The sequence below is a fragment of the Flavobacterium sp. AK-345 genome (genome assembly GCF_058310175.1).
Window position 1 is genome coordinate 308,160 of record NZ_JBZEER010000002.1, and the last position, 25,219, is coordinate 333,378.

17 protein-coding genes are annotated in these 25,219 nt (G+C 30.8%); 4 read left to right on the forward strand and 13 right to left on the reverse strand.

The annotated features are described in order from the left end of the window. Positions 1-65: 65 nt before the first annotated feature. Entirely contained in the window at positions 66-3,080 is a 3,015-nt protein-coding gene (locus AC4FQ3_RS05630) for a tetratricopeptide repeat protein (RefSeq protein ID WP_491181181.1), read from the reverse strand. A 369-nt stretch (positions 3,081-3,449) separates the two neighbouring features. Between AC4FQ3_RS05630 and AC4FQ3_RS05635 the strand changes: the two genes are divergently transcribed. After that, positions 3,450-4,133, forward strand: coding sequence for a cell division ATP-binding protein FtsE (locus AC4FQ3_RS05635; RefSeq protein ID WP_042566438.1), 684 nt, complete (start codon positions 3,450-3,452; stop codon positions 4,131-4,133). A gap of 7 nt (positions 4,134-4,140) precedes the next feature. Here the strand turns inward: AC4FQ3_RS05635 and AC4FQ3_RS05640 are convergent, their stop codons facing one another. Next, on the reverse strand, positions 4,141-4,980 hold the full coding sequence (locus tag AC4FQ3_RS05640) for a class I SAM-dependent methyltransferase (protein ID WP_491181182.1): 840 nt from the start codon (positions 4,978-4,980) through the stop codon (positions 4,141-4,143). 106 nt (positions 4,981-5,086) lie between these two features. Between AC4FQ3_RS05640 and AC4FQ3_RS05645 the strand changes: the two genes are divergently transcribed. Both AC4FQ3_RS05645 and AC4FQ3_RS05650 read left to right on the forward strand, forming a co-directional pair. Next, positions 5,087-5,944: a glycosyltransferase family 2 protein gene (locus tag AC4FQ3_RS05645; protein WP_491181183.1), complete on the forward strand. Its 858-nt coding sequence runs from the start codon at positions 5,087-5,089 to the stop codon at positions 5,942-5,944. Between the two features lie 3 nt (positions 5,945-5,947). Beyond that, positions 5,948-6,880, forward strand: coding sequence for a glycosyltransferase family 2 protein (locus AC4FQ3_RS05650; RefSeq protein ID WP_491181184.1), 933 nt, complete (start codon positions 5,948-5,950; stop codon positions 6,878-6,880). On the opposite strand, the gene AC4FQ3_RS05655 is transcribed toward AC4FQ3_RS05650, so the two are convergent. Further along, positions 6,867-7,280, reverse strand: a complete 414-nt coding sequence (locus tag AC4FQ3_RS05655) for a sugar 3,4-ketoisomerase (protein WP_491181185.1) — start codon at positions 7,278-7,280, stop codon at positions 6,867-6,869. The two genes, AC4FQ3_RS05650 and AC4FQ3_RS05655, sit on opposite strands and share 14 nt — an antisense overlap. Continuing rightward, a complete protein-coding gene (locus tag AC4FQ3_RS05660; RefSeq protein ID WP_491181389.1) occupies positions 7,267-8,052 on the reverse strand; it encodes a glycosyltransferase family 2 protein in 786 nt (261 codons plus the stop codon). The genes AC4FQ3_RS05655 and AC4FQ3_RS05660 overlap by 14 nt, the downstream gene beginning before the upstream one ends. Before the next feature lie 155 nt (positions 8,053-8,207). On the opposite strand from AC4FQ3_RS05660, the gene AC4FQ3_RS05665 reads away from it, so the two are divergent. After that, positions 8,208-9,347, forward strand: a complete 1,140-nt coding sequence (locus AC4FQ3_RS05665) for a glycosyltransferase (RefSeq protein WP_491181186.1) — start codon at positions 8,208-8,210, stop codon at positions 9,345-9,347. A gap of 36 nt (positions 9,348-9,383) precedes the next feature. Here AC4FQ3_RS05665 and AC4FQ3_RS05670 read toward each other — a convergent pair whose 3' ends face one another. The 9 genes from AC4FQ3_RS05670 to AC4FQ3_RS05710 all read right to left on the reverse strand — a co-directional run bounded on the left by AC4FQ3_RS05670 (position 9,384) and on the right by AC4FQ3_RS05710 (position 25,211). Next, positions 9,384-11,162, reverse strand: coding sequence for a T9SS type A sorting domain-containing protein (locus AC4FQ3_RS05670; protein WP_491181187.1), 1,779 nt, complete (start codon positions 11,160-11,162; stop codon positions 9,384-9,386). A gap of 35 nt (positions 11,163-11,197) precedes the next feature. Continuing rightward, the gene (locus AC4FQ3_RS05675) at positions 11,198-12,187 is read right to left on the reverse strand and encodes a hypothetical protein (protein ID WP_491181188.1); all 990 of its coding nucleotides are present in this window, start codon (positions 12,185-12,187) and stop codon (positions 11,198-11,200) included. Between the two features lie 423 nt (positions 12,188-12,610). Beyond that, a complete protein-coding gene (locus AC4FQ3_RS05680; protein ID WP_491181189.1) occupies positions 12,611-13,198 on the reverse strand; it encodes a hypothetical protein in 588 nt (195 codons plus the stop codon). An 11-nt stretch (positions 13,199-13,209) separates the two neighbouring features. After that, a complete protein-coding gene (locus AC4FQ3_RS05685) occupies positions 13,210-19,908 on the reverse strand; it encodes an RHS repeat-associated core domain-containing protein (protein WP_491181190.1) in 6,699 nt (2,232 codons plus the stop codon). A gap of 8 nt (positions 19,909-19,916) precedes the next feature. Beyond that, positions 19,917-20,372: a T9SS type A sorting domain-containing protein gene (locus AC4FQ3_RS05690; RefSeq protein ID WP_491181191.1), complete on the reverse strand. Its 456-nt coding sequence runs from the start codon at positions 20,370-20,372 to the stop codon at positions 19,917-19,919. Positions 20,373-20,399: 27 nt separating this feature from the next. Next, positions 20,400-21,395: a hypothetical protein gene (locus AC4FQ3_RS05695; RefSeq protein WP_491181192.1), complete on the reverse strand. Its 996-nt coding sequence runs from the start codon at positions 21,393-21,395 to the stop codon at positions 20,400-20,402. A gap of 334 nt (positions 21,396-21,729) precedes the next feature. After that, on the reverse strand, positions 21,730-22,764 hold the full coding sequence (locus AC4FQ3_RS05700; protein WP_491181193.1) for a glycosyltransferase family 2 protein: 1,035 nt from the start codon (positions 22,762-22,764) through the stop codon (positions 21,730-21,732). A 4-nt stretch (positions 22,765-22,768) separates the two neighbouring features. Next, positions 22,769-24,043 (reverse strand): O-antigen translocase, encoded by a 1,275-nt coding sequence (locus AC4FQ3_RS05705; RefSeq protein ID WP_491181194.1) that lies wholly within the window; start codon positions 24,041-24,043, stop codon positions 22,769-22,771. Position 24,044: 1 nt separating this feature from the next. Continuing rightward, positions 24,045-25,211, reverse strand: a complete 1,167-nt coding sequence (locus AC4FQ3_RS05710) for a DegT/DnrJ/EryC1/StrS family aminotransferase (RefSeq protein ID WP_491181195.1) — start codon at positions 25,209-25,211, stop codon at positions 24,045-24,047. Positions 25,212-25,219: the final 8 nt, after the last annotated feature.

Here is a 25,219-nt window from a genome sequence, read left to right on the forward strand (position 1 = left end):
TCTTATATCTATTTTCTTTATTCTATTTTCTTTGCTCTATTTTCTTGCTTCTATTCTCTTGTTTCTTACTTAGTAATCGACGAATTGGTTTTAGACTCTTCCAATTTGATAGCGCTTAACTCCCTTTTTGCTTCTTCAACCACATCCGGATAATCTGTAAAATTGTTTATTACGTTATCCAAAATATAAGTTGCCTGATAACTGTCTTTTAATCCGTAAAAGTTTTTTGCCATTAAAACCAAACTCTTAGCTCCGTAATATTTGTAGCCGGAATAGTTTTTTGCCAGTTTTTGAACCGCAACATTCGATGCATCAAATTTGCCCTCTTTGGTTTTAAAATACGCATCATAATACAATGCTTCTGCCGCCAATTCTCCTTTTGATGTTACCGATAATTTAGCGTAAGCTGCTTTTGCCTTGTCTTCGTCGCCGGTTTGCATTGCGGCACGCGCCACGATAATTTGTGCATCCGATTTTACATTGACATCTGCTTTTGCATTCTGTAACACTTTGTCAGCATACACAACCGAATTGTCATAATCCTTTTTGTCGTAATAACATTTCATCAAATTTGCCTGAGCAAAACTTTTATTTTGAGGATAATCAGCTTCATTTTCTAATCGCACTAAAACCGGAATCGATTTATCGCAATCTTTTGCTTTTAAGAAAATTTGAGATAATCTCGTCAATGCCTGTTCTGTAAATTCGTTTCTTGGCTGACCAATTACGTATTGATAATTAGCAACCGATTTTGTTTCTGAACCTTCTGCATAAAGTAATTGTGCCAGATAAAAATTAGCTTCAAGTGCGTGCATTCCTGATGGAAATTTGGTTACATATCCTGTAAAACCAACAATCGCCTGTTTGCTGTTATTTTGACTGTATTGTTTGAAAGCACCTTCGTAAGTATCGTTATCCAAATCAACATCTGTTACGGCAACAAAATCTAAAGTACGTACCCAAGTTGCATATTCATCTACTTTTCCTGAATCTACATAGATTAATCTTGCTGTAGAAACGGCTTCTAAAGCTTCTGGAGTTTTTGGGAATTCTGCCGCTACTTTTTTAAATTTTACCAAAGCCTGTTCATCACGATCTGAATTGTAATAAATTAAACCTTGTCTTAAAATCGATTTTGAAGTAAATGAACCATTTTTATATTCAGAAATTAACTGATCGTAGGTTTTAATTGCCTGATCGTTCTTTTTGTCTGTTACATAAGTATTGGCCAATTCGAACAAAACATCATCACGATATTCCGATTTTTTATACATCTGAAGGAAATTATTCAGCTCGTCGATTTTCTTATCGTTTCTGGACATAAATCCGTACGAAATCGCTTTTTGAAACTGCGCATAATCTGCATCAACACCTTTCGCATCAATTGCTTTTGCATAAGCTTCCATTGCCTGACTGTATTTAGAAGTTACAAATCGACAATCACCCAAACGTAAATAAGAATCGTTTAAGCGAACTTTATCTTGTTTTGAATTATCAATATGTGCCTGAAATGAATTGGCAGCCTGATCGTATTCTTTCAATTTAAAATACGTGTATCCAATATTATAATTGATATTTTTATATTCATCTGTAGTTTTAGCTCCAGATAAACCTGCAAATTGTTTATAACTTATTAAAGCCGCCTGAAAATCGTCTTTAAGATATTCACATTCAGCTTTCCAAAAAGTTGCACGAGCTGTATACTCCGGATTTTTTTGTTCTTTGACAGCCCCATTAAACATCTTTAATGCTTCTGAATAATCTGATTCATTATATAATTCTAAACCTCTGTAAAAAAGCACTTTTTGGTACGCTAATTTATTTTCAGGTGTTCTGTTTTTCTCTAATAAAACCAAAGCTTCTTTGTAGTTTTTAGAAGAAATATAAGAGTCTACTAATAATTTTTCTACTTCGGCTTTGCTTGGATTATTTGGGTATTTTTTTAAGAAATCAAGTAAAATTCCCGGAACGGTTTGATAAGCATTTCCTATTTCATAACTTAATTTAGCGTAATTTAAAGCTGCATCTTCCTGAATTTGTGCGTTAAAATCCATTTCAGAAGCATTTTTAAAAGCATTTAAAGCTTCTTGCTTTTTGCCTGTATTTAAATACGCCAAACCTAAATGGTAATACGCATTTTGTGCCACGAAATCTTTTCCTTCAATAATTTTATTGAATTGAGAAATCGCTTTTTCATATTCTTTTTGTTCGTAATAAGCGTAACCTAATTGGTAAAAATCGGTATTATTCCATTTTCCTTTTCGGCCTGCGTATTGCTCTAAATACGGAATTGCTTTACCGTATTGCTTTAGGTTGAAATAACTTTCTCCGATAATTTTATTTAGTTCCGATTTTTCAAGTTCATTCGATTTACTCATCGCAGCCTGCCCCAAATCGATTGCTTTTTGAAAATTTCCTAATTTAAAATTCATATCAGCCTGAAAATATGAAAGCTTTTCTTTGTATTTTTCTTCGCCCGAAACTTCGTCGAAATATTTAGTTGCTTCTTTATAATCGTCGCCTTCATAAGCCATAAAACCTAAATAATATTTGGCTTGCGAACCAAATTCAGGTGAATTCACGACTTTGTTAAAATAGGTTGTAGCTTCTTTTTTATTTTTAGCATTAAAATAACTATATCCTTTCTGGAAATTAAATTTATCCTGATCAGATTTGCTCATATAACTTTCATCCACTCTGTCAAACCATTGCAGGGCTTTTGGGTAATTTCCCTGTTCGAAGAAAAAATGAGCAACCTCTATATATGCCTGATTTTGTTTGGTACTTGTTGGATAATCTGCAACGAATTTTTCCATCAACTCATCGGCATTTGCCTGATTGGTCCTAATGGCGCAATTTGCGATATAATAAGCACAATCTGACTGAACTTCTTCAGTCGTGGCGTGGTTTTTTACATACTCAAAAATATGCTGTGCCGAAGCGTATTGTTTATCATTATATAAAGCCAGTGCTTTGTCAAAATCCTTTAAATCGTAGGTATATATAGCTGATTTTTGTGCCGAAACTATGGTCGAAAAAAGGACAAATTGGAGTAAAAAGAACCAGGAAAGTTTACGCATTTTAATTATATTTAGTATTCAAATGTATCATATTATACCGTCTATAACGAAACGTTTCAGACTTTTATTATGAACAAAATTTTTAATAGTTGTTATTTTAAAGCCTGTGACGTCACAAAATATTGGTTTTCAAACTTTCTAAAATAAACATTTCTAAGGAATAAAAAAAGAACCTATTTGTAACTTCTTAAAAAACTGCATCTTTATTCTGTATTTTTTTTGGGGAGCTTTAGATCAACTGTACTTTTATGCCTCAGGTTAGATTCTATTTCGTATCTTTATTTTATTGGCCCTTCATGACAAATCATTAAAATTTATTTTGAATCCAACCGTTATCTTCTTACTTTTACCATTAAAATTGAATTTATTATGTCACAAACCGTACTATCTCTTAAGGAAGTCACTATATATCAGGAAGGAAGAAAAATTTTATCTCATATCAATTTAGATGTTCAGCATGGCGAATTCATCTACATTATCGGAAAAACGGGTTCAGGAAAAAGTAGTTTCATGAAAACTTTGTACGGAGATTTGCCTTTAACGGAAGGTGAAGGTCATATTGTTGAATTTGATTTGGCAACTTTAAAAGAAAGTGAAATTCCGTATTTGAGACGTAAAATCGGAATCGTGTTTCAGGATTTCAAATTGCTTCCGGACCGTTCTGTAAAAGATAATATGCTTTTTGTTCTAAAAGCAACCGGCTGGACCGAAAAAGAAGCCATGGAACATAAAATTGATGAAGTTCTGGACAAGGTAGGAATGAAAGATTTTGTGAACAAAATGCCGCACCAACTTTCTGGTGGTGAACAACAGCGTGTTGCGATTGCAAGAGCTTTGCTTAACGATCCTGAATTTATTCTTGCCGATGAACCAACCGGAAACCTTGATCCTCAAACAAGTTCTGAAGTTCTTGAAGTGTTGAAAAAAATCAACGCAAACGGTAAAACGGTTATTATGGCAACACACGATTATGCCCTATTGATGAAGTTTCCATCTAAAACATTAAAATGTGAAGATGAGAGAATTTTTGAAGTGGTGCAACGTAGCGTGTAAGATCAATTTAGTTTTTTTCTAAAATCAAAATATCCTGATAATCAGACAGAGAATTATTAACTTCTCTCTTTGACCAAGATCCGTATATTTTATTTTCTAATTTTAATTGGCTTTTTGTAATCATTTTATTTAAATATTCTTCGCTAAAAGCAATATTTGCCGAAGGAACTTTTTGATTCATGATTCTATAACCACCTTTTTCGTAAGGAAAACAAAAACCTTTATTTTCTTTAGAAATATGTTGTTCTATATCTTCATTATATAGAAAAAATGTAGAAAGACATTTACCAGTAGGTTTTAAAACTCTGTAAATTTCATTTAAATAATTTTGAACTTCCAAAGGTTGCATATGCGTAAAAACCGAAAATAAAAAAACGGTATCAAATGAGTTATTTTCATATGGAAAAACAAAACTCTCTGCTTTTTGATTTGTTAAATAATATAAATCATTGTTTAACGGAATATGTTTAAATCTAAAATTCGGAAAGTCTTTTGTAATATGGTTTTTGCACCATGTAATTCCTTTTTTAACAACGTCAAAACCTTCATATCTCCCTTTATCAGACAAATATTGAGTTAAAGGAACGGCTGCTCTTCCGATACCACAACCAACATCAAGTACCGAATAATCTTGTTTTAAAAAAGCAAACTGTTTCAAAAGTTCTAAATGGTGTTTTCCCTGAGAAATAAAATCGCCGGAACCAATAAAAATATCCCCTTTCTTTGGAACATATTTATTTTTTCTTCCTTTTAAAAAATCTAAAAAATCAACAGGAGAATAAACTATTTTTCTAACAATAAGCCTTGATTTCGGTGAAATAGCATAATAAACGGACCTTAAATTCATCTTAGATTTATTAAATATTTAGAAAGTTAAAATGAATTTTTATTGAAAAATAAAATCGTTAAATAAAAAACATTTCCTTTACAAATATATTTCAAAAAAGATAATAATGCTTTCTATTTTAATTCCAGTTTATAATTATAATGTTTTACCGCTTGTAAATGAGTTAGTAAAACAATGTAGTTTTAACGGAATTGATTTTGAAATTCTATGTCAGGACGACGCATCAAACTCTTCCGAAAACATTTTAAACCAGGAAATTAATCTTCTTCCAAATTGTTCGTTTTTTGTAAATGAAACTAATTTGGGACGAGGAAAAAACATTAATTCCCTTTCTCTAAAAGCAATTTATGATTGGTTGCTTATTTTAGATTGCGATACTTTTCCTACTCAAAATGATTTTGTAAAAAAGTATATTGATACTATTTCAAATTTGAAAAATAATATCCTTTTTGGGGGAATTATTTATGAAAATAAAAAACCGGAAAGTGACCAACTTTTGCGCTGGGTTTATGGTAATAAAAGAGAAACGGTCACAATTTTGACTTCTAATTTAATAATTAAAAAAGAGGTTTTCATTCAATATCCTTTTGATGAATCCATTACAAAATATGGTTATGAAGATTTGCTTTTTTTCTCGGTTTTGAAAGCTAATAATTTTGAGATTTCAAAAATTGAAAATCCAACTTTTCATCTCAATTTAGAAACTTCAAAAGCATTTCTAAATAAAACAAAAATTGCTTTAGAAAACCTTGTGTTTCTTTATGATTCAAAAAAAATAAAGAAAGAAGAAAACAAAATTACAACTTCATTTGAATTTCTGAGAAAACTAAAATTAACGCAGTTTTCGGCTTTTCTTTTCAAGAAGAATCAAACCAGAATTGAACGGAATTTATTTTCAAAAAAACCTTCTTTGTTTTTGTTCGACCTTTATAAATTAGGTTATTATTGTACTTTAAAAAAATAATCCATGGCCTTTTCGATTGTTATTCCGTTGTACAACAAAGCCAATTATATTGAAAATACTTTAAAAAGTGTTCTCAATCAAACTTTTACTGATTATGAAATTATCATAATAAATGATGGTTCGACAGATGATAGCGTCACAAAAGTAAAAGAGTTTAACGACAGTTGCATACAGCTTTTTAACCAAAAAAATCAAGGCGCATCTGTAGCCCGAAATCTCGGAATTGAAAAAGCGAAATATGAACATATTGCTTTTTTGGATGCAGATGATTTGTGGATGACCAATCATTTAGAAATATTAGATTCCTTAATCCAAAATTTTCCTAACGCCGGAATTTTTGCCTCACGTTATGAATTAGTATTTAATAATGGAAAAAATGATATTCCAAATTTTAAAGGGATTTCCGCAGATTATGAAGGCATTATTCCAGATTATTTTGAAACCAGCCTGCCTTATCCTATTGCTACATCATCTTCAATTGTAATACCTAAAGGTGTATTTGAAAAAACTGGTTATTTTAAACCTTCTATATCAAGTGGGCAAGATGTTGATATGTGGATTCGAATTGCATCAAAATATCCTGTAGCGATAAGCAATAAGGTTACAGCATCTTACTTACATTATATTGAAGACAGTCTTTCAAAAACTCCAATATTAGACAAAAAATTAAACGATTTTAAGGATTATAAACAAGAAGAAGAAAGTAATCCAAGCCTAAAAAAATATCTTGATACTTACAGATTAGAATATGCCTTGCAATATAAAATTGCCGGGAATGACAAAAAATCGAAAGAATTATTTAAAAATATTTTAAAAGAAAATATTCCTTTTAAAACCAAATTAATATATTTTTTACCGAGGTTTGTTTTAATCTTTTTATTAAAAATAAAAAAGTTTTTGAGAAAACAAGGTTTTAATTTTTCTATTTACAATTAGAATACTTTATAAACTCATCAAAGTCTCTAATATAATCGTCTTCGATATAAACTTCTGAAGCTACGACTAAACAAATTGAACCTGAAGAAAAATTTCGAAGTTCTCTCCAAATCCCCGAGTTAATCAATAAGCCTTCAAATGGTTTGTTTAAGGTAATGATTTGTTCTTCTTTTCCATCATTTAAAACAACATCAAAACTCCCGCTTAAAGCCACCAAAAATTGTTGAAGATTTTTATGTGCATGCCCGCCCCGCTCTGAGCCTGTTGGCACATCATATAAATAATATACCCTTTTAATATCAAAAGGAATTGTGTCATTTTCTATCACAGACAGATTTCCTCTTCGTTCTTCTATTTTTGGGATTGATATAATTTGAACTCCTTTATTATTTGTTTTCATATTGCATTCTTTCAAATTTTTGATGTCCTTTTTTGGCACTTTCCAGGGCGTTTTTGATATTTCTAAATTCTATTTTACGCTGCTTTAAGTCAAAAAATAATTTAATAAAGATCCAAAAAATATAGTTCCTTTTGAAAATTCTTGTAAATAATGCGCCCTGTATATAATATCTTTCAGGAATACTTTTTTTATCTGAAGAAGAAAGGTTCTCATGTTTAACAATGATTTGAGGTTCAAATAAAACCTTCTTATTTTTTTTCTTAAAATCAAACAGAAAAATAGCTTCTTCACCCATTTCGAAAATAGCTCCTAATCCAAAATTTTCATCAAACTGAATCTTTTCCTTCTTAAGAATTGATTTATTTAGCGTTATCTCTATGGAGCTGGTATTTAAAATATCAAAAGTATTCAAATCTTTTTTAGAGTGAGAAGGATAATTCTTCATCAAATTTCCGTCTGAATTTATAGCACAAAAATTTATTACCGCTGCATGTGGAAATTTTTTGTAAGCGGTTATTATTTTGCTAAGAAATTCTTCCTGATATATTACGTCATCATCTGCTATTACAAGAATTTTTCCGATAGCATTTTCAAAGGCTAAATTTCGACTTTTAGACAAACCTCTCTCCAACGAATTTACAACTCTGACATTTGAATATTCAGAAATTAAAACTCTTTCGCTCGTAGTTTGATTAATAATTAAGATTGTAAAATTAGAGAAATGCGAAAACGGAAACATCGGCAACAAAAAATCTAATGAATCTCTATTCATTGTAGAAATTAAAATTTCAACATCGCTAATAGTATAGATCTTTTCCAAATGGTTTTTATGCTTAAACAAATGTAATTTTTTTTCTACTTAAATCATCTTTATTAGTGTGACCAAATTGTTTTACATTTACTACTTCTTTCAAATAATACGGTTTTATGCGGATTTTACTTATTGGAGAATACAGCCTTTTACATAATTCTTTAAAGAAAGGTTTAATCGAACTGGGACACGAGGTTGTTTTGATAGGAAACAGCAATGGTTACAGATGTTATCCTGTTGATTATAACTATGAACCAAAGTTTTTTAAAAGAGAAATTTTTACTATTCTCAGAAAAGTGATTTATAGATTATTAAAATTTGATTTAGCGAGTTTAGAATCCGGAATACGTTTTTATTTATTTCTTCCTAAATTAAAAAATTATGACATCGTACAATTTGTTAACGAATCATCTATAAAAACAACAAGAAAATTTGAACTCTGTTTAATAAAAAAAATAGTAAAAAATAATAAGCGCTTTTTTTTATTATCCTGCGGGTTAGATTATATGACTCTTAAATTTTATACTGAAAGTAAAGACTATAAATCTATTTATCAACCTTCTCTGGAAAGCTCAAAATCTTCAAAAGAATTCAATTGGTTTTCGGATTATTTACAAAAAGAACATGTTAAGATCCATCAATATATGATGGATACTTTTAACGGTTTAATTGCTACTGATTTTGATTATGTAGATGCTACAAAAAAATATCCTATTTTCTCTGGTTTTATTCCTTATCCTATAGATTTTACTAAACTGACTTTTGAGGAATTAATTATTGCAGATAAAATAAATATCTTTTTAGGCATTAATAAATACAGCTACCATCAGAAGGGAATACCATATTTTGAAAAGGCATTAGAAATTATAAAAGAAAAATATCAGGATAAAGTAGAAATCATAATTACAAATACAGTTCCTTATCCTGTCTATATTGATTTATACAACAAATCTCATATTCTATTAGATCAGGCTTTTAGCCGTGACCAAGGTTATAATGCACTTGAGGCCATGGCAAAAGGAAAAGTGGTTTTTACTGGTGCTGAAGAGGATTTTGTTGATCATTATAATTTAACGGAAAGAGTTTGCGTAAATGCCATTGCTGATGTCGACTATTTAGTAAATGAATTGTCATATTTAATAGAAAATCCGGATGAAATAATAGCAATAGGAAAACGTGCAAGAAATTTTGTTGAGAAAGAACATGATTACATTAAAATTGCTCAGCGCTATTTAGATGTATGGACTGGAAATTAAAAAGGAGAGTTGTATTACACTCTCCTTATTTACACTCTATTTTTTTATAAACTTTACTGTATCATTATAATTGTCTCCGGTTACTTTTATAATATATAAACCTGAAGGTAAATTAGGTAAGTTTATAGTAACAACATTCTCATTCGTATTAGAATCGTAAAACTTATTACCTAAAACATTATAAATCTCAATATTGATTTCCTTTTTGCTTTCGTTTCCTAAACTTAAATCAAAAATTCCATTGTTAGGATTAGGATAAAGCCTTATGCCATCAATATCAATTTTTCCTAATATGTCTGTTGCTTCTTCATCAGATGTTGATGTTTTTTTTGCAAAATTCCCTGAACAACCTTCAATATAGATTTTGGTAGTAGAGCCTGATATTGCGTTAAAGCCATTAGTTAAGGTAACCGAAGTTCCCGCGTGATAAAGTGCGCTTGCTCCGTTATTGATAACATTTGAAGCTACTATTGTACCTGAGGCCTGTTTTTTATCTGTTCCTGAAACAACATTTGTAATAATTACAAGATTACTGACACATGGCGCGACTAAGACAGGAATTAATTGTGGCAAAAAATAATTCCCTATAGGTATCGCATTCCCATTCAAGGAAATATGATTTAAAATTACAGACGATTGTGAAAATGCATTCTGATTTTCAATTTTATGAATGTAGATATTTCTATTTAAATTACTTGAATTCGAACTTACAAGAATGTTATCATTTTTATCTCTTTGAATACTATTAAAATAAGCCGGAATCGAAGATCCATTACCAAACTCTGAAAGATTCCTCGCAGGAGTTGTTAAACTTGTTAGATCTTTCACATAAATATTTCCATGTACAAAATATACTTTTTGAGAATCTGATGAAAAATCAAAATCTACACTTGCTCCTAAAGTTGATGAATTGTCTTCTACTAAAGTATAATTGCTAAAAACACCGGTTGTATTGTTAAAATCAAAAGTTCCGAAACGACTACTTGAAGTATTTTGGTTTGCATTCTGTATAGATTTATTTAATATTACCAACACTCCTAATTTTAAACCGTTGGGAGAAAATTTAATAATACCTAACGCTTTTGTTTGAAAAATATCACTGTAATTACTATACTGAAAACCAATGCTGTTATTTATTTCACTTTCTACGGGTACTGGATTAAAACCACTCGCTGTTATTTTATAACTCAATAATCTAACCCCAGTGGGAGAAGCCCTTTGCCCAATTAAAAAATAGCCATCATTAGTGCTGTTTTTCACGCAAGTTAAAGGTCTAAATGTAAAATCATATTGCAAATCACCACTACTATCTTTTAAAATATTGTAATAATGTGTGGGAGCAATATTTGGATTTATAATTTTACCTAATGGATATTGTGTATCATTAAAATCAATGATATAGTAAGTATAAGAATAGCCAGTACTAGTACCTGTGCCAATAAAAACGCTATTACAAGTCGTAAAAACAAAAAACTGTTTATTATTACCCGGATGAGGAACAATTACTACTGGTTGAGATTGAGTAAATCCCTGTAAAACACCAATTGTATTATTCGAACCTGAATTCATAACCATCTCCTGATGATTTTTGTTATAAACCTTTAATCCATCTGTGTAAAACAATAAATTTCCATAATCATCACTAATCGATGCGTTACCATATTGCCCTGAATTTGAAATAGTCGATGCAATAGCGGGATTTGTACTAAAGTTCAAATCAGCTCTACCTAATTGCCAATGATTATTAATGTCCTGTCCCAAAAAAGTGGTTGTTGTAAACAACAATAACCCGATATAAAAATATATCTTTTTCATAATTTAATTATTTTAAATGATTTATTAAACTATGCTTATTTTTTTTGAGCCAATAATATTTTTACCTGAGCTTTTAGTTCTTCAATCTCAGTGTTTTGTTTGGTTAATTCTTTGTTTTGCTGAATTAAATACAGCGTTAGTTCTTCAATTTTTTCTTGTTGAATTTTTGCCATTTCACCAAGTTCAAGACCGTTTTGTGTAATTTCTTTTGCTGATGGTACATTTTGTAAATGACCATTTTTTGCAATATAATTTTCAACTTCTTTTAAACTAGGTAAAGCATAATTTGGATTAAAAACATAATCCGCCCATGTATTATAAACTTTTACTTCTTCTGCTCTGACTTTTCCTTTTACTGAAAGTCTATAAGTTGTTGAGCCATCTGTAAAACTTGAGGTTCCAATACATAGATTAGTATCTATAAAAACATCATGATCAAATTTTGATGTTCCTGTTTTTACCCAAAAATTATGTGCAACAGGCCATACAGCTCTACCGCCAACCGTTAAATAAGATCCTAATTTAGGTAAATCAAAAAAAACATTTGTTCCATCGTCGAATATATCAACAAAAGCTGTTTGAGTTTTATCACTTAACCTAAAAAAACTCGAGCCATTTGCTATTGCAGTATGTCTAAGTCTATTTGCATCCTGTCTATCTTCTATAGCTAGCATAGTTGTTGCATTTGGTGAAATATTGGAAGGAGGTACATCATAAAAAGTTAATAATCTAGCACCGTTTGTAGATGTTGAATTTTCTCTTAAAGTTCCAATATTTAATAATCTACTCTTATCATAACCATCACCTTCATTCAAAAAAGTATAAGTAGTACTGATGGCCGGAAATCCTGCAATTTCTAATTTAGCTTTTGGGTTGGTAACGCCTATTCCTACGTTTGTATTTGTACTTGGATTATTAGCTAGTATACTGGCCGCCCCTCCTGTACCTGTGCTAATTTGTGCACTAGAAGTGAATGCAATTAGAAAAAAAGCTGCTGAATAGATTTTTTGGGTAATTTTTCTCATGTGATTTCTTGTTATGTTAAATTAATTCTTTCAAATTTAACATAATTAAGTATTCAAACATTGTTTTTATTGTTAAGAAATTTATTAATAATTAGGTATTTTGATTAGAAAATTTTTATCAATATTATTACATTAACTTATCTTATAAAGAAGTGTAGGCAAAAGTTACAGGCTTTCAACATATACTTCTTTATATGCCAAAAAAATGCGCAAAGTCAGAGACATTTGCGCTTTTCATTTTAACATTTTGGAGAAATAAGGAACGAGAATTTCATAGTTATTAATCTTAACAATTCTTAAAACAAACGCTTATCTAAATCTATTTTGCGTATAATCGACAATTATTCCAAAAATGAATTGATAGAATGATAAAATTCATGAAATAAGAGCATTACTCGAATTTCTGCTTTTTAGATAGATTTACTAATTATTAATATCAACTCTTTTCCCACTATTATCTACAAAATAAGAAAACCTCTTTTTTTCTGTATATTTAACAGATACTTTGCAGGTTTTATCGAATTTTTGAGAATAAAAACCTTTACTATAGTTAATAGATTCATTAGGCATTAAAACAATACAGTCGTTAATTATATTTTCTAATATATAATCTTTATAATTTTTGTAAACAGTATTTGAAGCAAAATTTTTCTCATAAAGTTTGTTTGCAAATTTGATTTTCAATTCTTCTATTACTTTTACATATTTTTCTTTCTCTTCACATTTAAATTGTTTAATTTTTGTTGGTCTAATAAATGGAAGATATATTGGAAGATTATCTTCTTTAATATTTTTTTTATTTTTAAAAATCTTTAAGTCAATATTCTTTTCAGATAAATAAATCGTATCATTTGAGACATTTTCAATTTCAAATTGAAGTAAAACAAAATTATTTAAATATGTTTTACTTTCATATCCTAAATAATAGAAATTTATATTTTCAAAATTGTTTTTTTGTTTATAACTCATTATTAAAAAACAAGTGCAAATTATATATATTAACTTTTTCATTCATATTTTGTTTAAGGTAAAAGACCAGGTACTTTATTATATCTATTTCCACCATTAGCATAATTACGTTGAAGATCGGTATAAGCTTGCACATTTTGCTTTAAACTAATACTGTCCTTCATGTAATTTATTGTATACCTATATGCGGCATATTCAGAAGCGTTATGATTGTAAATACCATTAAAAATTTTATTGTGGTAATCGTGGACAAATTCATGACCTATGGTTACTTCTAAAAATTCAGAACCGAAACTTGTAACACCATCCGAAATGTATGTGGTTCCATCCCAGCTAAAACCTCCTACCTCATCTTTCCCAACTGTAATCATTTGTGAATTTGAATCATATTTAGCAAGACCATCACTTGTCATTATACCTCGTCTATTCATTTCACTGCCCCATTTTAAATTTTTTACACCATATTTAGATTTGTAGTCAGCTCCAAATTTCTCTTTTGCAAAAGCGTCTAAATTTTGCTTTTCTTCAATCATATGCATATAATGATTCAACCCCGAAACAACTAATCCAGTAGCAGCACCCTGCCAAAAATTCCCGCCAGTTAACTCCGCTCCTACACCTCCGGAAACAGTACCAAATGCAATCATACCAACTCCAGAATCTGCAAAACTACCAGCTCCTTTATAACTACTTGTTGATCCACCACCACTCCAGGCACTTGCCGCAATACTACTAATTGCTCCAGCTGCAAAACCACTCCAGAATTTACCTCCTGAAATAGACGTCATCGTTCCCTGAAAAGCACCATGTGCAACTGCACTAACTCCTGCCCTTACAAAAAAATTACTAATCGTTCCCGCTGCACTACCAATACCATAAGTAACTGCCGCGCTTGCTGCACCAATAAAATTAGCTTTTATGAAGCCTCCAACTGAAAAAGGTACATCTGCTACTAAAGCAGTAATCGTGTAGGTTAATGCTGCTATTGCTGCTCCTATAATTACAACTGCTCCTATAACAATTTCTCCACTTGGATCTGTATATTTTAATGGGTTATTTAAAACATACCCGTAACGATTATAATTTTGTGTGTTAGCGGGATCCTGAATAAAATTATCAGGCTGTAGGAATCGGTGTAATTTTGGGTCGTATAAACGGCCGTTCATATTAATTATCCCTACACTTTGAATATGCTCATGGCCTGTATAACCTCTGTCTAAAACTGTTAGCCCGGTCAGATCTGTACCTGCTCCGTTTTGTACTTTTAAAATAGCGCCCCATGCATCAAACAATCTTTTTTCGACTATCGATCCTGTATTATCAGTTACTGCTAAAATCGTTCCCTGATAGTCTCTATGTAAATATAAATAATTTTGAGTTGTACCATCACTTTTTAACACTACTTGCGCACTATAACCATCGCCTCCAACATAGGTAACAAACTCTACTGTTCCTGTTGTTTTATTCTCTTTAATTTCCATTGTTCCATCTCCGGAATAATGTTTACGAAGCGGGCGATCTAATTTATTTTCTTGTGATCCTCCATAAAACATCGTACTACGATCATTACCATCATTATAAGTAAAACTAAGATAATCAATATAAGAACCATCACGGCCTTGTTCTTTTATTGTTACCGGGCTTTTGAAAGTATTATAAGTAACTTCAACTCCTAATTTAGAAGCCGAATTTGCACCAGCACCTCTATTTTCGTAATAACTTAACGCATCGGGGGTTAAATTAATAGAATTGTTTTGATATGTTTTTCCTGTTACAGTATAATTATAGGTTCCCACATTATTCTGCGTTATTTTTCCTTTTACATCATAACTTTGTGTTTGCTGTTGTGCCGCGACATTGTTGTAAGTTAATAATCTGTCTAATTCATCATAGCTAAAATTTTCATTCCAGTTAAATAAATTGTTTGTACGATTATTTAAGTTTCCTCTTTTAGGTTCAAAAGCAGTTGTCAGAGTCATAACATTTCCAGGGTTAGAACCTGTTCTGTCAAATTTAAACTGAGATGCATAACCATATTGATCGTATGTATTGGTAACAACCATACCGTTTCCTAAACTAGCACCTGTTAGTTGTCCTCTTTCGTTTAATGAATTTACCTGCCATAGCACTTGCTGATTAGTATTATCTACAATTTGCCATGGAAAACCATTTTGATAAGTATGCTTGAAGGTTCTCGAACTTGATTTGGTTGTAGTAGCTGCTGTTACTGTTTCCTTATCAGCACGTCCAAAGGTATCATACCATAATTCTTTCGTAAAAGTAGCATAGGGCGTACTTTCAATTGTTTTACTAATCCTATTGTAATTATCGTATTCGAAAGCATTACTTATTGAATTCCCTTCTATATTATTTGTAAAAGAACTACTAAGTATGAAATTTGTATTTGGCTTATAAGTATAAAGTGTCTTGCTATTGGTATTAGCGTCATTTATTGTTTTTTCGATTGTCCTTCCATAATCATCATACAAATAAGCAGTTGTACCATTTGGAGTAGTTTCTGTTTTAATTTGTCCGAAAGCATCATAAGAGTAAGTATATGTGCCGGCACTTGGATCTGTCATTGCTGTTTTATTTCCCCATCCATCTATTGAAACCGTAACTTTGTTACCTTGGTAGTCAGACTCTTTTAATTGTCCGTTAGCATAATATATGAAATTTACAGCTCCTCCAGGATCTGTAGTTTGTGTTTTATTGCCCAGGGCATCGATAGTTACTGTTGTGATTTTACCGTCATCATTACTGGTTGTTGTTAATCCGGCTGGATAATCAAATGTTTGAATTTTATCTGTTGGTGATGTTATTTTTTTAGGGCGCATTAAATAATCATATTCATAAAGTGTCCATTTTCCCGGAGAAGAAAAATAAGGTTCACTCTCTTTGGTTTTTCTTCCCAATCCATCATACACAACTTGTTTTGACACTAAAGTACCAGCAGCAAAACCTTTGGCAGAGGTAATTACTGCCCTGCCTAAAACATCATATTGTACAATGGTTTTGGCATCTGTATTAGTAGTTGTTGTAGTTGTATAACCTCCATTAGCTAATTTTGTATAAACAATTGTCGACGTTAGGGCTGTTGAGGCGACATTTTGGGTTGACGAATTGGTAAGCTTACCCCAAGCGTCATACACATAATCATTAACGACTCCTAAATAGTCTTTTGATTGCGTAACCTGACCTTGATTATTGTAAACAAAATCAGTAACAAATAGCTGATGATCTGTTTTCTTTATAACAAATCGCTTTGTAGTATCATACTCATCTTTTATAGTTCTTGGAGCTGGCGGAGTTGGAGCTCCGGGAGCACTAATGGTTTTAGTTAACAAATTACCTAAAGAATCATAGGTCATATCCTCAATTATTGGATATGTATTATGACCTTTCTTTTCGGTTCTGCTTAAATTTGTTCCGGTATAAGTATATGATTCCTGAGAGGTACGGGTATCGCCTGTATATATGTTTTTTGATGTATTTACTTTTTTAGGTCGACCAATATAATAGGTAGTCCCTGCTCCTGTCGGATTACTTTCATATTCTGTATCAGTGGTAGTTGTTCCTTGTAAGGTTGCTCCACTATATTGCTTTGTGACATTTCTAATCTCTAAGCCATAATAATTATTACTCTCAACAGTTCCGTCATAAGTGAAATTTGTTTCAGTTTTTATTCCTGAATTATGATCCTGAATAGTTTGCTTGGTTAACAAAATATTATAAACACTGCTATTTGAATTTGGAGAACCTGCACTCTGTGAAACTACTGTTGGTGAAGCTATAAATACAGTATTATTAGAACCGCTAGCGATAAACCCATCTTTTAAAATGATCTGAGGCGCTTGATAATTAACCACTAAATCATCATTTATTTTTGATGATGCCGTTATAGAATTACCTGCCTTATAAGTTTGACCTGTAGTTACAGGATCAGTAATAGTAATATTATCCTGAACAGGAGTTGAATAAACAACATCGCCACCACCTTTTGTATAGGTTGCAAAATCATTCGTTTTGGTACTCAATAATCCTGAAGGAGTTGCACCAAAAACCGTCAAAGCATCGGTACTTGTCCAGGTAATGGTATTGGCTCCTCTTAAATTAACATCGTTATATTGTGTTGTCCATATTTTTACATCTGAATCTTGCAGATACCAGCTACTTCTAGTGGTTCTTGTAAAACCGACAGTACCATAATTAAAGTTTGACACAAAACCTTTATACCTGAAATCCTGATACTTCGAAACACCATTAATTGTAGCTGTTAATTTAGAGACTAGATAACTTTGGGAATTTCTGATGATTTCTATGTTGGGGTAAGTTGCTATATTTTCTGATGAATAAAAATCCGAATAAGCACTTCCTAACCCACCTCCAACTGATTCCATTGGTTTATATTCAATGGTCTGCTTTATATTACCACTTGCTTCTGTTACAGATATCAGTCGATTTTCTGTATCAACATTTTTATTAAATTGATAATACTCAATTATATTATTATTTCCACGAACAATTACTAAATCAGTATTAGCTCCTTGATATTTATAATTGGAAGTAATTGGAATTGGAATATCCGGAGATTTAGAATCTAAAATACCCGAATCATAAGCTAAATTAAAACCCGATCCAATAGTTTTACCTATATTATTAGAATAGGCAGTAACCTGCCATTCTGTGTCATGGTTGTTAATTGTCCATGAAGCTTTATAATATTTTCTCCTTACGCGAACTAAATCTGATTTGCCATCTTTATTGATATCCATTGCGTAATAATTGCTCCAATGTCTTTGGGTATCGTAATGGCTTCCCGTATCAGGCCAATATTCGACAATATCAAGAGATTCTTTTATAAAAAAATTACCCCCTACTGGATTTGAATTACTGTAGTAAATATTCCACTGCTGCTGACCAGATCCACCTTCACTTGTAGGCAGCATAATGTCAGCTTTTCCGTCACCATTAAAATCACCAAGCAGCATTTGTTTTGTTGAAGAATATTGATCTAATGTTCCTGATCCAAGTAACTCAATTTGTCCCCATGGAGCTGCTGTAAGCTGTTTCACGCCTAATATAGAATAACCGCCAGTTGTTGATAACACAAGTATATCTGATTTACCATCCCCATTAAAATCTGCTACCATCCGCTTTCCATTAAATAAATAAGCCAGGTCACCTCCTAATATAGTATTACCACTTGTATTATTTACAGTTAAAACATTTGGGTTTAAATCAACAAATCTGACATTAGTAATGTTTGCCGATTTTGAATAAGTCCAAACAAAAGTATTCGATCCCGGTACTGGACCATATACATTTTTCTCAGTAAGCGCCAGAACTAAAACATCTGAAATTCCATCTCCATTAAAATCTCCCTCTAAATAGTTATTCGCTAAATTTCTTTGTTTAGGAGTTGGACAATTGACTGGTGCATTACCTCCAATTCCACTTAAACTATTATCGCAAAAAACAGCATTATCCATAGGAACAGTCTTAATGGTACTTGCTACTAATATACCATTTACTAAATCATATGACTTAAATTCAACATTACTAATATTTTCAAGAGGTACAACTATCGACTGAAATTGATTTATTTTATTATTTGTAAGTAAAGTAGCTGCAAATTTTTGCGTAGCATACTGTCCATCAAAAGGAATATTGGGTAATTGAACAGGACTATTTCCTGTATTTCCATTAAATAAATTAGTATAAACTCCTTTATTGGCAACAAAATCCAATCTTCCATCACCATCAAAATCACCTGCCAATTCTGTTTTGTCAAAAGCCAATGTATTCGTATATTCCTTTTCTGTTCTCTGTTGATTATTAGGGCTTGAATCATAATTAAAAACTACAGGATTCGATTCTTCATTAAAACCATTCTTTTCCTGTATACTAGTTAAACGTTCATAACCTAAATCCATATCTGGAGTGTGAGAAAGTACGTACGTTCTAAAATAAGTGTTATTAGCAATTACCTGAATATTTTCTAATATTTTAGTAGCATAAACAGGAAGCCCCTTTAAATAATCTCGTTCTACTCTTCTTGAATCCCTATAGGTAAAAGAAATTTTATTCTGTACCGCAATTCCTGCACTTTCATTGCCGCTAAAAGTAATATTGTCGATATATAACTGATTAGACCCACTATAAGTAACTGTTTTATAATTGTAATCTATAAAATTACCATTTGGATCTTCATAATGAACAATATACCATGAATTAAGAGAAGTTGAATTTTGTAAACTCCCGGAACCTTTTGAACCATACCAGCTTCTTGAACCATCTGGACCTGTAACAACAAAATAAGTCGTAGTTCCTTCAATTTTTAATTCAATTTTGGTATTACTTTTAAATTCAGTTTCATAAGTTGACCCACTAGCCCAATATGTCCCTGTTTTTATTAAAAGACGCTGACCATCCAACGATAATTTATCATTATCATCAAAATCGACACCGTCTACAAAACCATCGATATCCCTACGAGTAGCAATACGGCTTATAGCCGAAATGCTGTTGATACTCCAGCCTTGTCCGGCAATACCGCCTCTAACTCCACTACTGTAAGTAAGATTGATAATTGGGGCAACACTTTTTATGCTTGGAGGAATCGCAATTGGCAAATTGTATGTTGCTGTCCCAGAGGCTGAAATTTGTAGCTCTCCCTTAGTATCAGTAAAATTTTGGGAGAAAGAAATATGTGTTATTAAAATGAGGATAAAAAAGTAAAATTGTTTCATATAAAACTTTATTGTTTGATGATTCTAATAGATTTTTGGTCTCCACTGCTATAATACAATACAACTAAATAAACTCCTCTAGGGTATTCCTGAAAAGGAATGTTTTGATTGTCATTTCTCAAAGCTAGCTGATAGTTTTTTAGCAATTGTCCTGTCAAAGAAAAAACCTGTATAGAAGTGATATAATTATTTTCCTGAAGTTGCCATTTGATATATAACTCTTCTTTTACAGGGTTAGGATAATATGAAATAACATCTTCAGGCGAAAATTTTAATAAATCTTCTTCTTTTAATGCTTCAATTTCTTTAATCTCTGTCTCTTGTTTTGCAGATGTAGAACAACCTGACAAACATAATTCTCTTAAAATTTGATTACCTGCCGGATCATAATTAAAAGTTAGTTTTGTTTGTGCTTTAATCAAAAAAGAAAATCCGAATACTAATATTACAATATAATATCTCATACATAATTCATTTTAAAAATAGTAATCTTATTGTTTTTTTAGTGACAACAATAGCTTGACCTGTGCTTTTAACTCTTCAATTTCTTTATTTTGCTGAATTAGATAAAGTGTTAGCTCTTCAATTTTTTCCTGTTGAATTTTTGCTATTTCACCAAGCGCTAAACCGTTTTCAGTAACTTCTTTTGCAGATGGAACATTTTGCAAATGGCCATTTTTAATAATATAAGCTTCAACTTCTTTTAAACTTGGTAATGCATAATTTGGATTAAAAACATAATCGGCCCAAGTGTTGTATACTTTTACTTCTTCCGCTCTAACTTTTCCTTTTACTGAAAGTCTGTAGGTATCTGCACCGTCTGTAAAGTTTGAAGTTCCGATCCCAATATTTGCATCGGTTAAAATATTACCTTCTATTTTTGCGCTTCCTGAAACTACAAATTTGTGTTCTGGTAAATAATTTCCCCAATTTCCAATAACCACTCTAGAATTTGGTTTAGGAAAATGCACATATACATTATCATTTCCATCATCATAAATTTTCATTATCTCTGCTTTGTTTTTGTCAGACATTAAAATTTGCGAAAAACCACCGGTTGCAGCAGAAAACCTAAATCTCTCATTATCAAGCCTATCATTAATAACTAAATATAAAATAGACTTAGCATCTAAATTTGATTGAGGAAAATCATAAAAACGGAGCATTCTAATATTTGAATTAGCATCTGTATTTAATGAACTTCCTCCGGAAAACACTAAACATTTAGCACTTCTCTCATCGTAAGAAGAGAAGATCGATCCATTTGGCATACTATTATTAAATATTCCTGCTTTAGCTTTAATATCTCCATTAACTTCTAATGTTGCTGTGGGATTAGTTGTTCCAATTCCTACGTTAGTATTTGAAGTCGGTGAGTTTGGCAAAATATTTCCGCCACCACCTGTGGAGGTGCTAATTTGCGCGTTTACTGTGAAAACAGCGATAAAAAAAATAAGCGAACAAGCATTTTTAGTAATTTTCATCATGTTAATTTTACAAATTAATTCTTTCAAATTTAACATAATAACTATTACATTAAAAAATGTAATAATTATTATTCAGAAATTTATTAACAAAGGAAGTGAAAAATTGAGAGTTGAATTTTGCGACGAATTAGGGGTTAGTTTAGACGTTTTTTTACTATCAAAACTAGAAATATATAGTCTTTTAAAAATTATTGTTAATAAGATTTTTTTTTTGCATTTTTTTAAAGTTCAAAAACACTTCTCCACCTCTCAATTAATTGCTGTAATTTTAATAACCGGTAGATGAACAAATAAATTACTAACCCAATTATAATTCTTAAGAATAATTCCAGTATTAAATTGATTTTAGATTATAGTATTGCTTTCTTCTTCTTGCATTAATACTTATCATAAGATCAAATAAAACAGGTATTTTAAAAACGATCACCAATAAAAGATATCTTAACCTCATTGACAATATTGCATAACCAAGAGTTAAAAAATAAAAAGAACTTTCTAATCTGTTTTTTTTAAAATCAGATAAGTAAAATATTACTTTTTCTTTATCAATCTCGGTTTCAAAATTATAAAATTGAAATCTGGAAGATAATTGTATATACCTCTTAAGTATTGAATATTGGGTATTTATGATCAGGCTTTTATCAAAATTATTATCTTTAACCAAACAAAAAAGTCTGAATAATGTATTTAAAGTGTAAAAGTTTTTAACCGTAAAAGTTTTAGTTATAGCATCCAAATTATCTTGCCTATAATAAAACATCCCTTCACAAAAAACAACTTTATTACTATTCAAAAATAGCTTTCGACTTATAAATTCGTCGGTATCAAAAGCATCTTCAAAAAAAAATTCGTTTCGTAACAAACTAGTTTTTGTTAATGGAAAACCGTGAATAGTCCAATCTAATGATGCTGTACAGGCTTCTTTTCCACTCAAAACAACAGCCCTATTGCCGTTCAAGCCAATTATTTTTTTATTATTTTTTTTGTTTTCAAAATAAAACTCCATATCCGGGACTATACTATCTGCGTTAGTGTCTTTTTGCTTTTTGACCATTTTTTCAATAAGATCTAGCGAAAAAATATCATCTTGAGAAGAATAGAATACATAATCACCCTTTATTTCGGACATGATAAAGTTCCACGAAGCAGAAACCATTCCTCCGTTTTTTTTTGTAAAAACTTTAAATCTATTGTCATTATTAGCAAATTCATTTAAAATATTTTTACTTCCATCAGTCGAAGAGTCATCGACCAACAAAACTTCTATATGGGTATAGGTTTGATTCTTAATCGAACTTAAAGTTTCGTTCAAGTATTTATCCCCATTATATACTGGCACAAAAATCGTTACTAGCAAATCTTGAATCATAATTCTAAAATAAATATTTTCTAAAATATACCATTAATACAATTAGATACAGTAAAGCCTCAAGACATTGAGCAATTAAAGCTCCTTGAAGACCAAAAGTTTTTATACAAAAAAGACTTGCAAAATATAAAAAAAGTATAGCTAAAACCTCAATAATTATATAGTGAAAAGTCCTTTTTTGTGCAATTAATAAAAACCCTAAAATCAACCCACAAATTCCAAAAACATCGCCAGTTAATTGCCAAAAAAACAATTCAGAAACAGGAAAAAATTCATCTGTAAATAATATTTTAACAATTATAAATCTTGAAAAAAAAATTAAAAACATACCTAAAATAAAAACAGGAAGAATGAATTTATAAAAACTCAAAATTATTTTTTTTGTTTCAATTATCGCATTTGCTTTTATTAATTGAGGATAAAAGTAAACACTTACAATTGTACTAACAAATAGTAAATATAAATTAGAGATTTTTGTAATAGCTTCCCAAAAACCGGTCTGATCCAATCCAACGTTATCTATCAAAAAAATTCTTGTTTTCAATTTAAAAATCGGACTTAATATTGTTGGTGGAAGAACCATTAGAGAAAAAGACGAAAAGTTTTTTAAAATTTTAAAATCAAATTCGTAAGACTTTATCCTAATAAAGCTTTTAATTTCTTCAGGTAAATAAAAGGACGTTACAAAAACTAAAACAAGAGGAACAAAAACAATAGAAAAAAACGCACCAATTGTTCTAAAATAAAATATCAGCACGAAAGAAAGTAACACGCATAAAATATTAGCAATAATATTGGCATAAATCACTTTGTTATACTTGCCTAATCCATTTAAAATAGACAAAAACAATATCGAAATGGCATTCCAAGGCAAAACTAATGCAACTACATTTAGAACAATTGCGTATTGTAAATTATTTCCAAAAATTTTATAGCAAAAATAATCTGAAAAGATAAAAATAAGAATACTTAGAAAAAAAGCCACTACTAAAAAACTGATCAATAGAGTAGAAATTATTTTTTTTAACTCCTTTTTATTATTTTCATTTTCACTTATATACTTTACAATACCGTTTTGAAATCCCAATGTAGAAACACCTTCAACCGAACTTATAAAATTACGCAAATTACCCATTAAAGCCATCCCACTTGGCCCCACAAAAACAGCTAGTAACTTTGAAGTAATCAGACCTGTTCCTAATTTTAACAATACGCTCAAACTATTTAAAGACGTAATTTTAAACAGATTAGTTTGCGTTATTTTTTTTATAAAGTCCAACTTAATATCTATTTAAAACTTCAATTACAAAACTAACTTCCCTTTCTGTCAAAACAGGACTAATCGGCAAACTCAAAACTTCATTATGAATCTTCTCTGTAATTGGAAAAGATAAATTGTTCCATTCCGGAAATGCTTTTTGTTTATGTGGAGGAATTGGATAATGAATTACGGTCTGAATATTATTCTGCGTTAAATATTCCTGCAATTCTTCTCTGTTTTCAGTTCGAATAACAAACAAATGAAACACGTGATTTTCTGAAAAATCCCAAAAAGGCAGGATAATTTTTTCGTTTTTAATTTCAGCTAAATAACGCTTTGCAATCTTTCGGCGTTTATCGTTATCAGCATTTAAATTGGGCAATTTTAAATTTAAAAATGAAGCCTGAATCTCGTCTAATCTTGAATTTACACCAATATATTCGTTGTAATATTTTTTTTCAGAACCATAATTTCGAAGCGAAAAAAGCACTTTTGCCAATTCTGAATCGTTGGTTGTGATTGCTCCTCCATCGCCTAGACAACCTAAGTTTTTCCCTGGATAAAAACTATATGCTTTTGCACCTGATGACTCTTCTCCCGAAGCTTCGGGATCGCTCAGCGTAAAATTCGATGCATTTGGGATTTGGTCCCGATGCTTCGGGATAAAATTATTGGAATTTGCAGCCGCTCCATGAGATTGCGCTGCATCTTCTATTATTAAAAGATTATTTTGGTCTGCAATTCTATTTATTTCAGCCATTTCAGCCAATTGTCCGTATAAATGAACAACCAGAATTGCTTTTGTTTTTGAAGTGATTTTTTCCCTAATCAAATCAGGATTGATGTTGTAGGTTTCTAATTTTGGCTCAACCAAAACCGGAACTAAATCTGTCTGCAAAATCGCCAAAACACTTGCAATATAAGTATTTGCAGGAACAATAACTTCGTCTCCTTTTTGCAATTTCCCTAATTGAATATAACCTTTAAAAATTAAAACTAAAGCATCAAAACCATTCCCAACTCCTATACAATATTGGGTTTGGCAATATTCGGCGAAAGCTTTCTCAAATGTTTCAACTTCTTTTCCTAAAATATACCAGCCATTACTTAAAATTGATTTCAGTTTTTCCTGAAAAGCAGCTTCGTATGGTTCGTTTACTTTTTTAAGATCAAGAAATGGTATCATTCTATTTT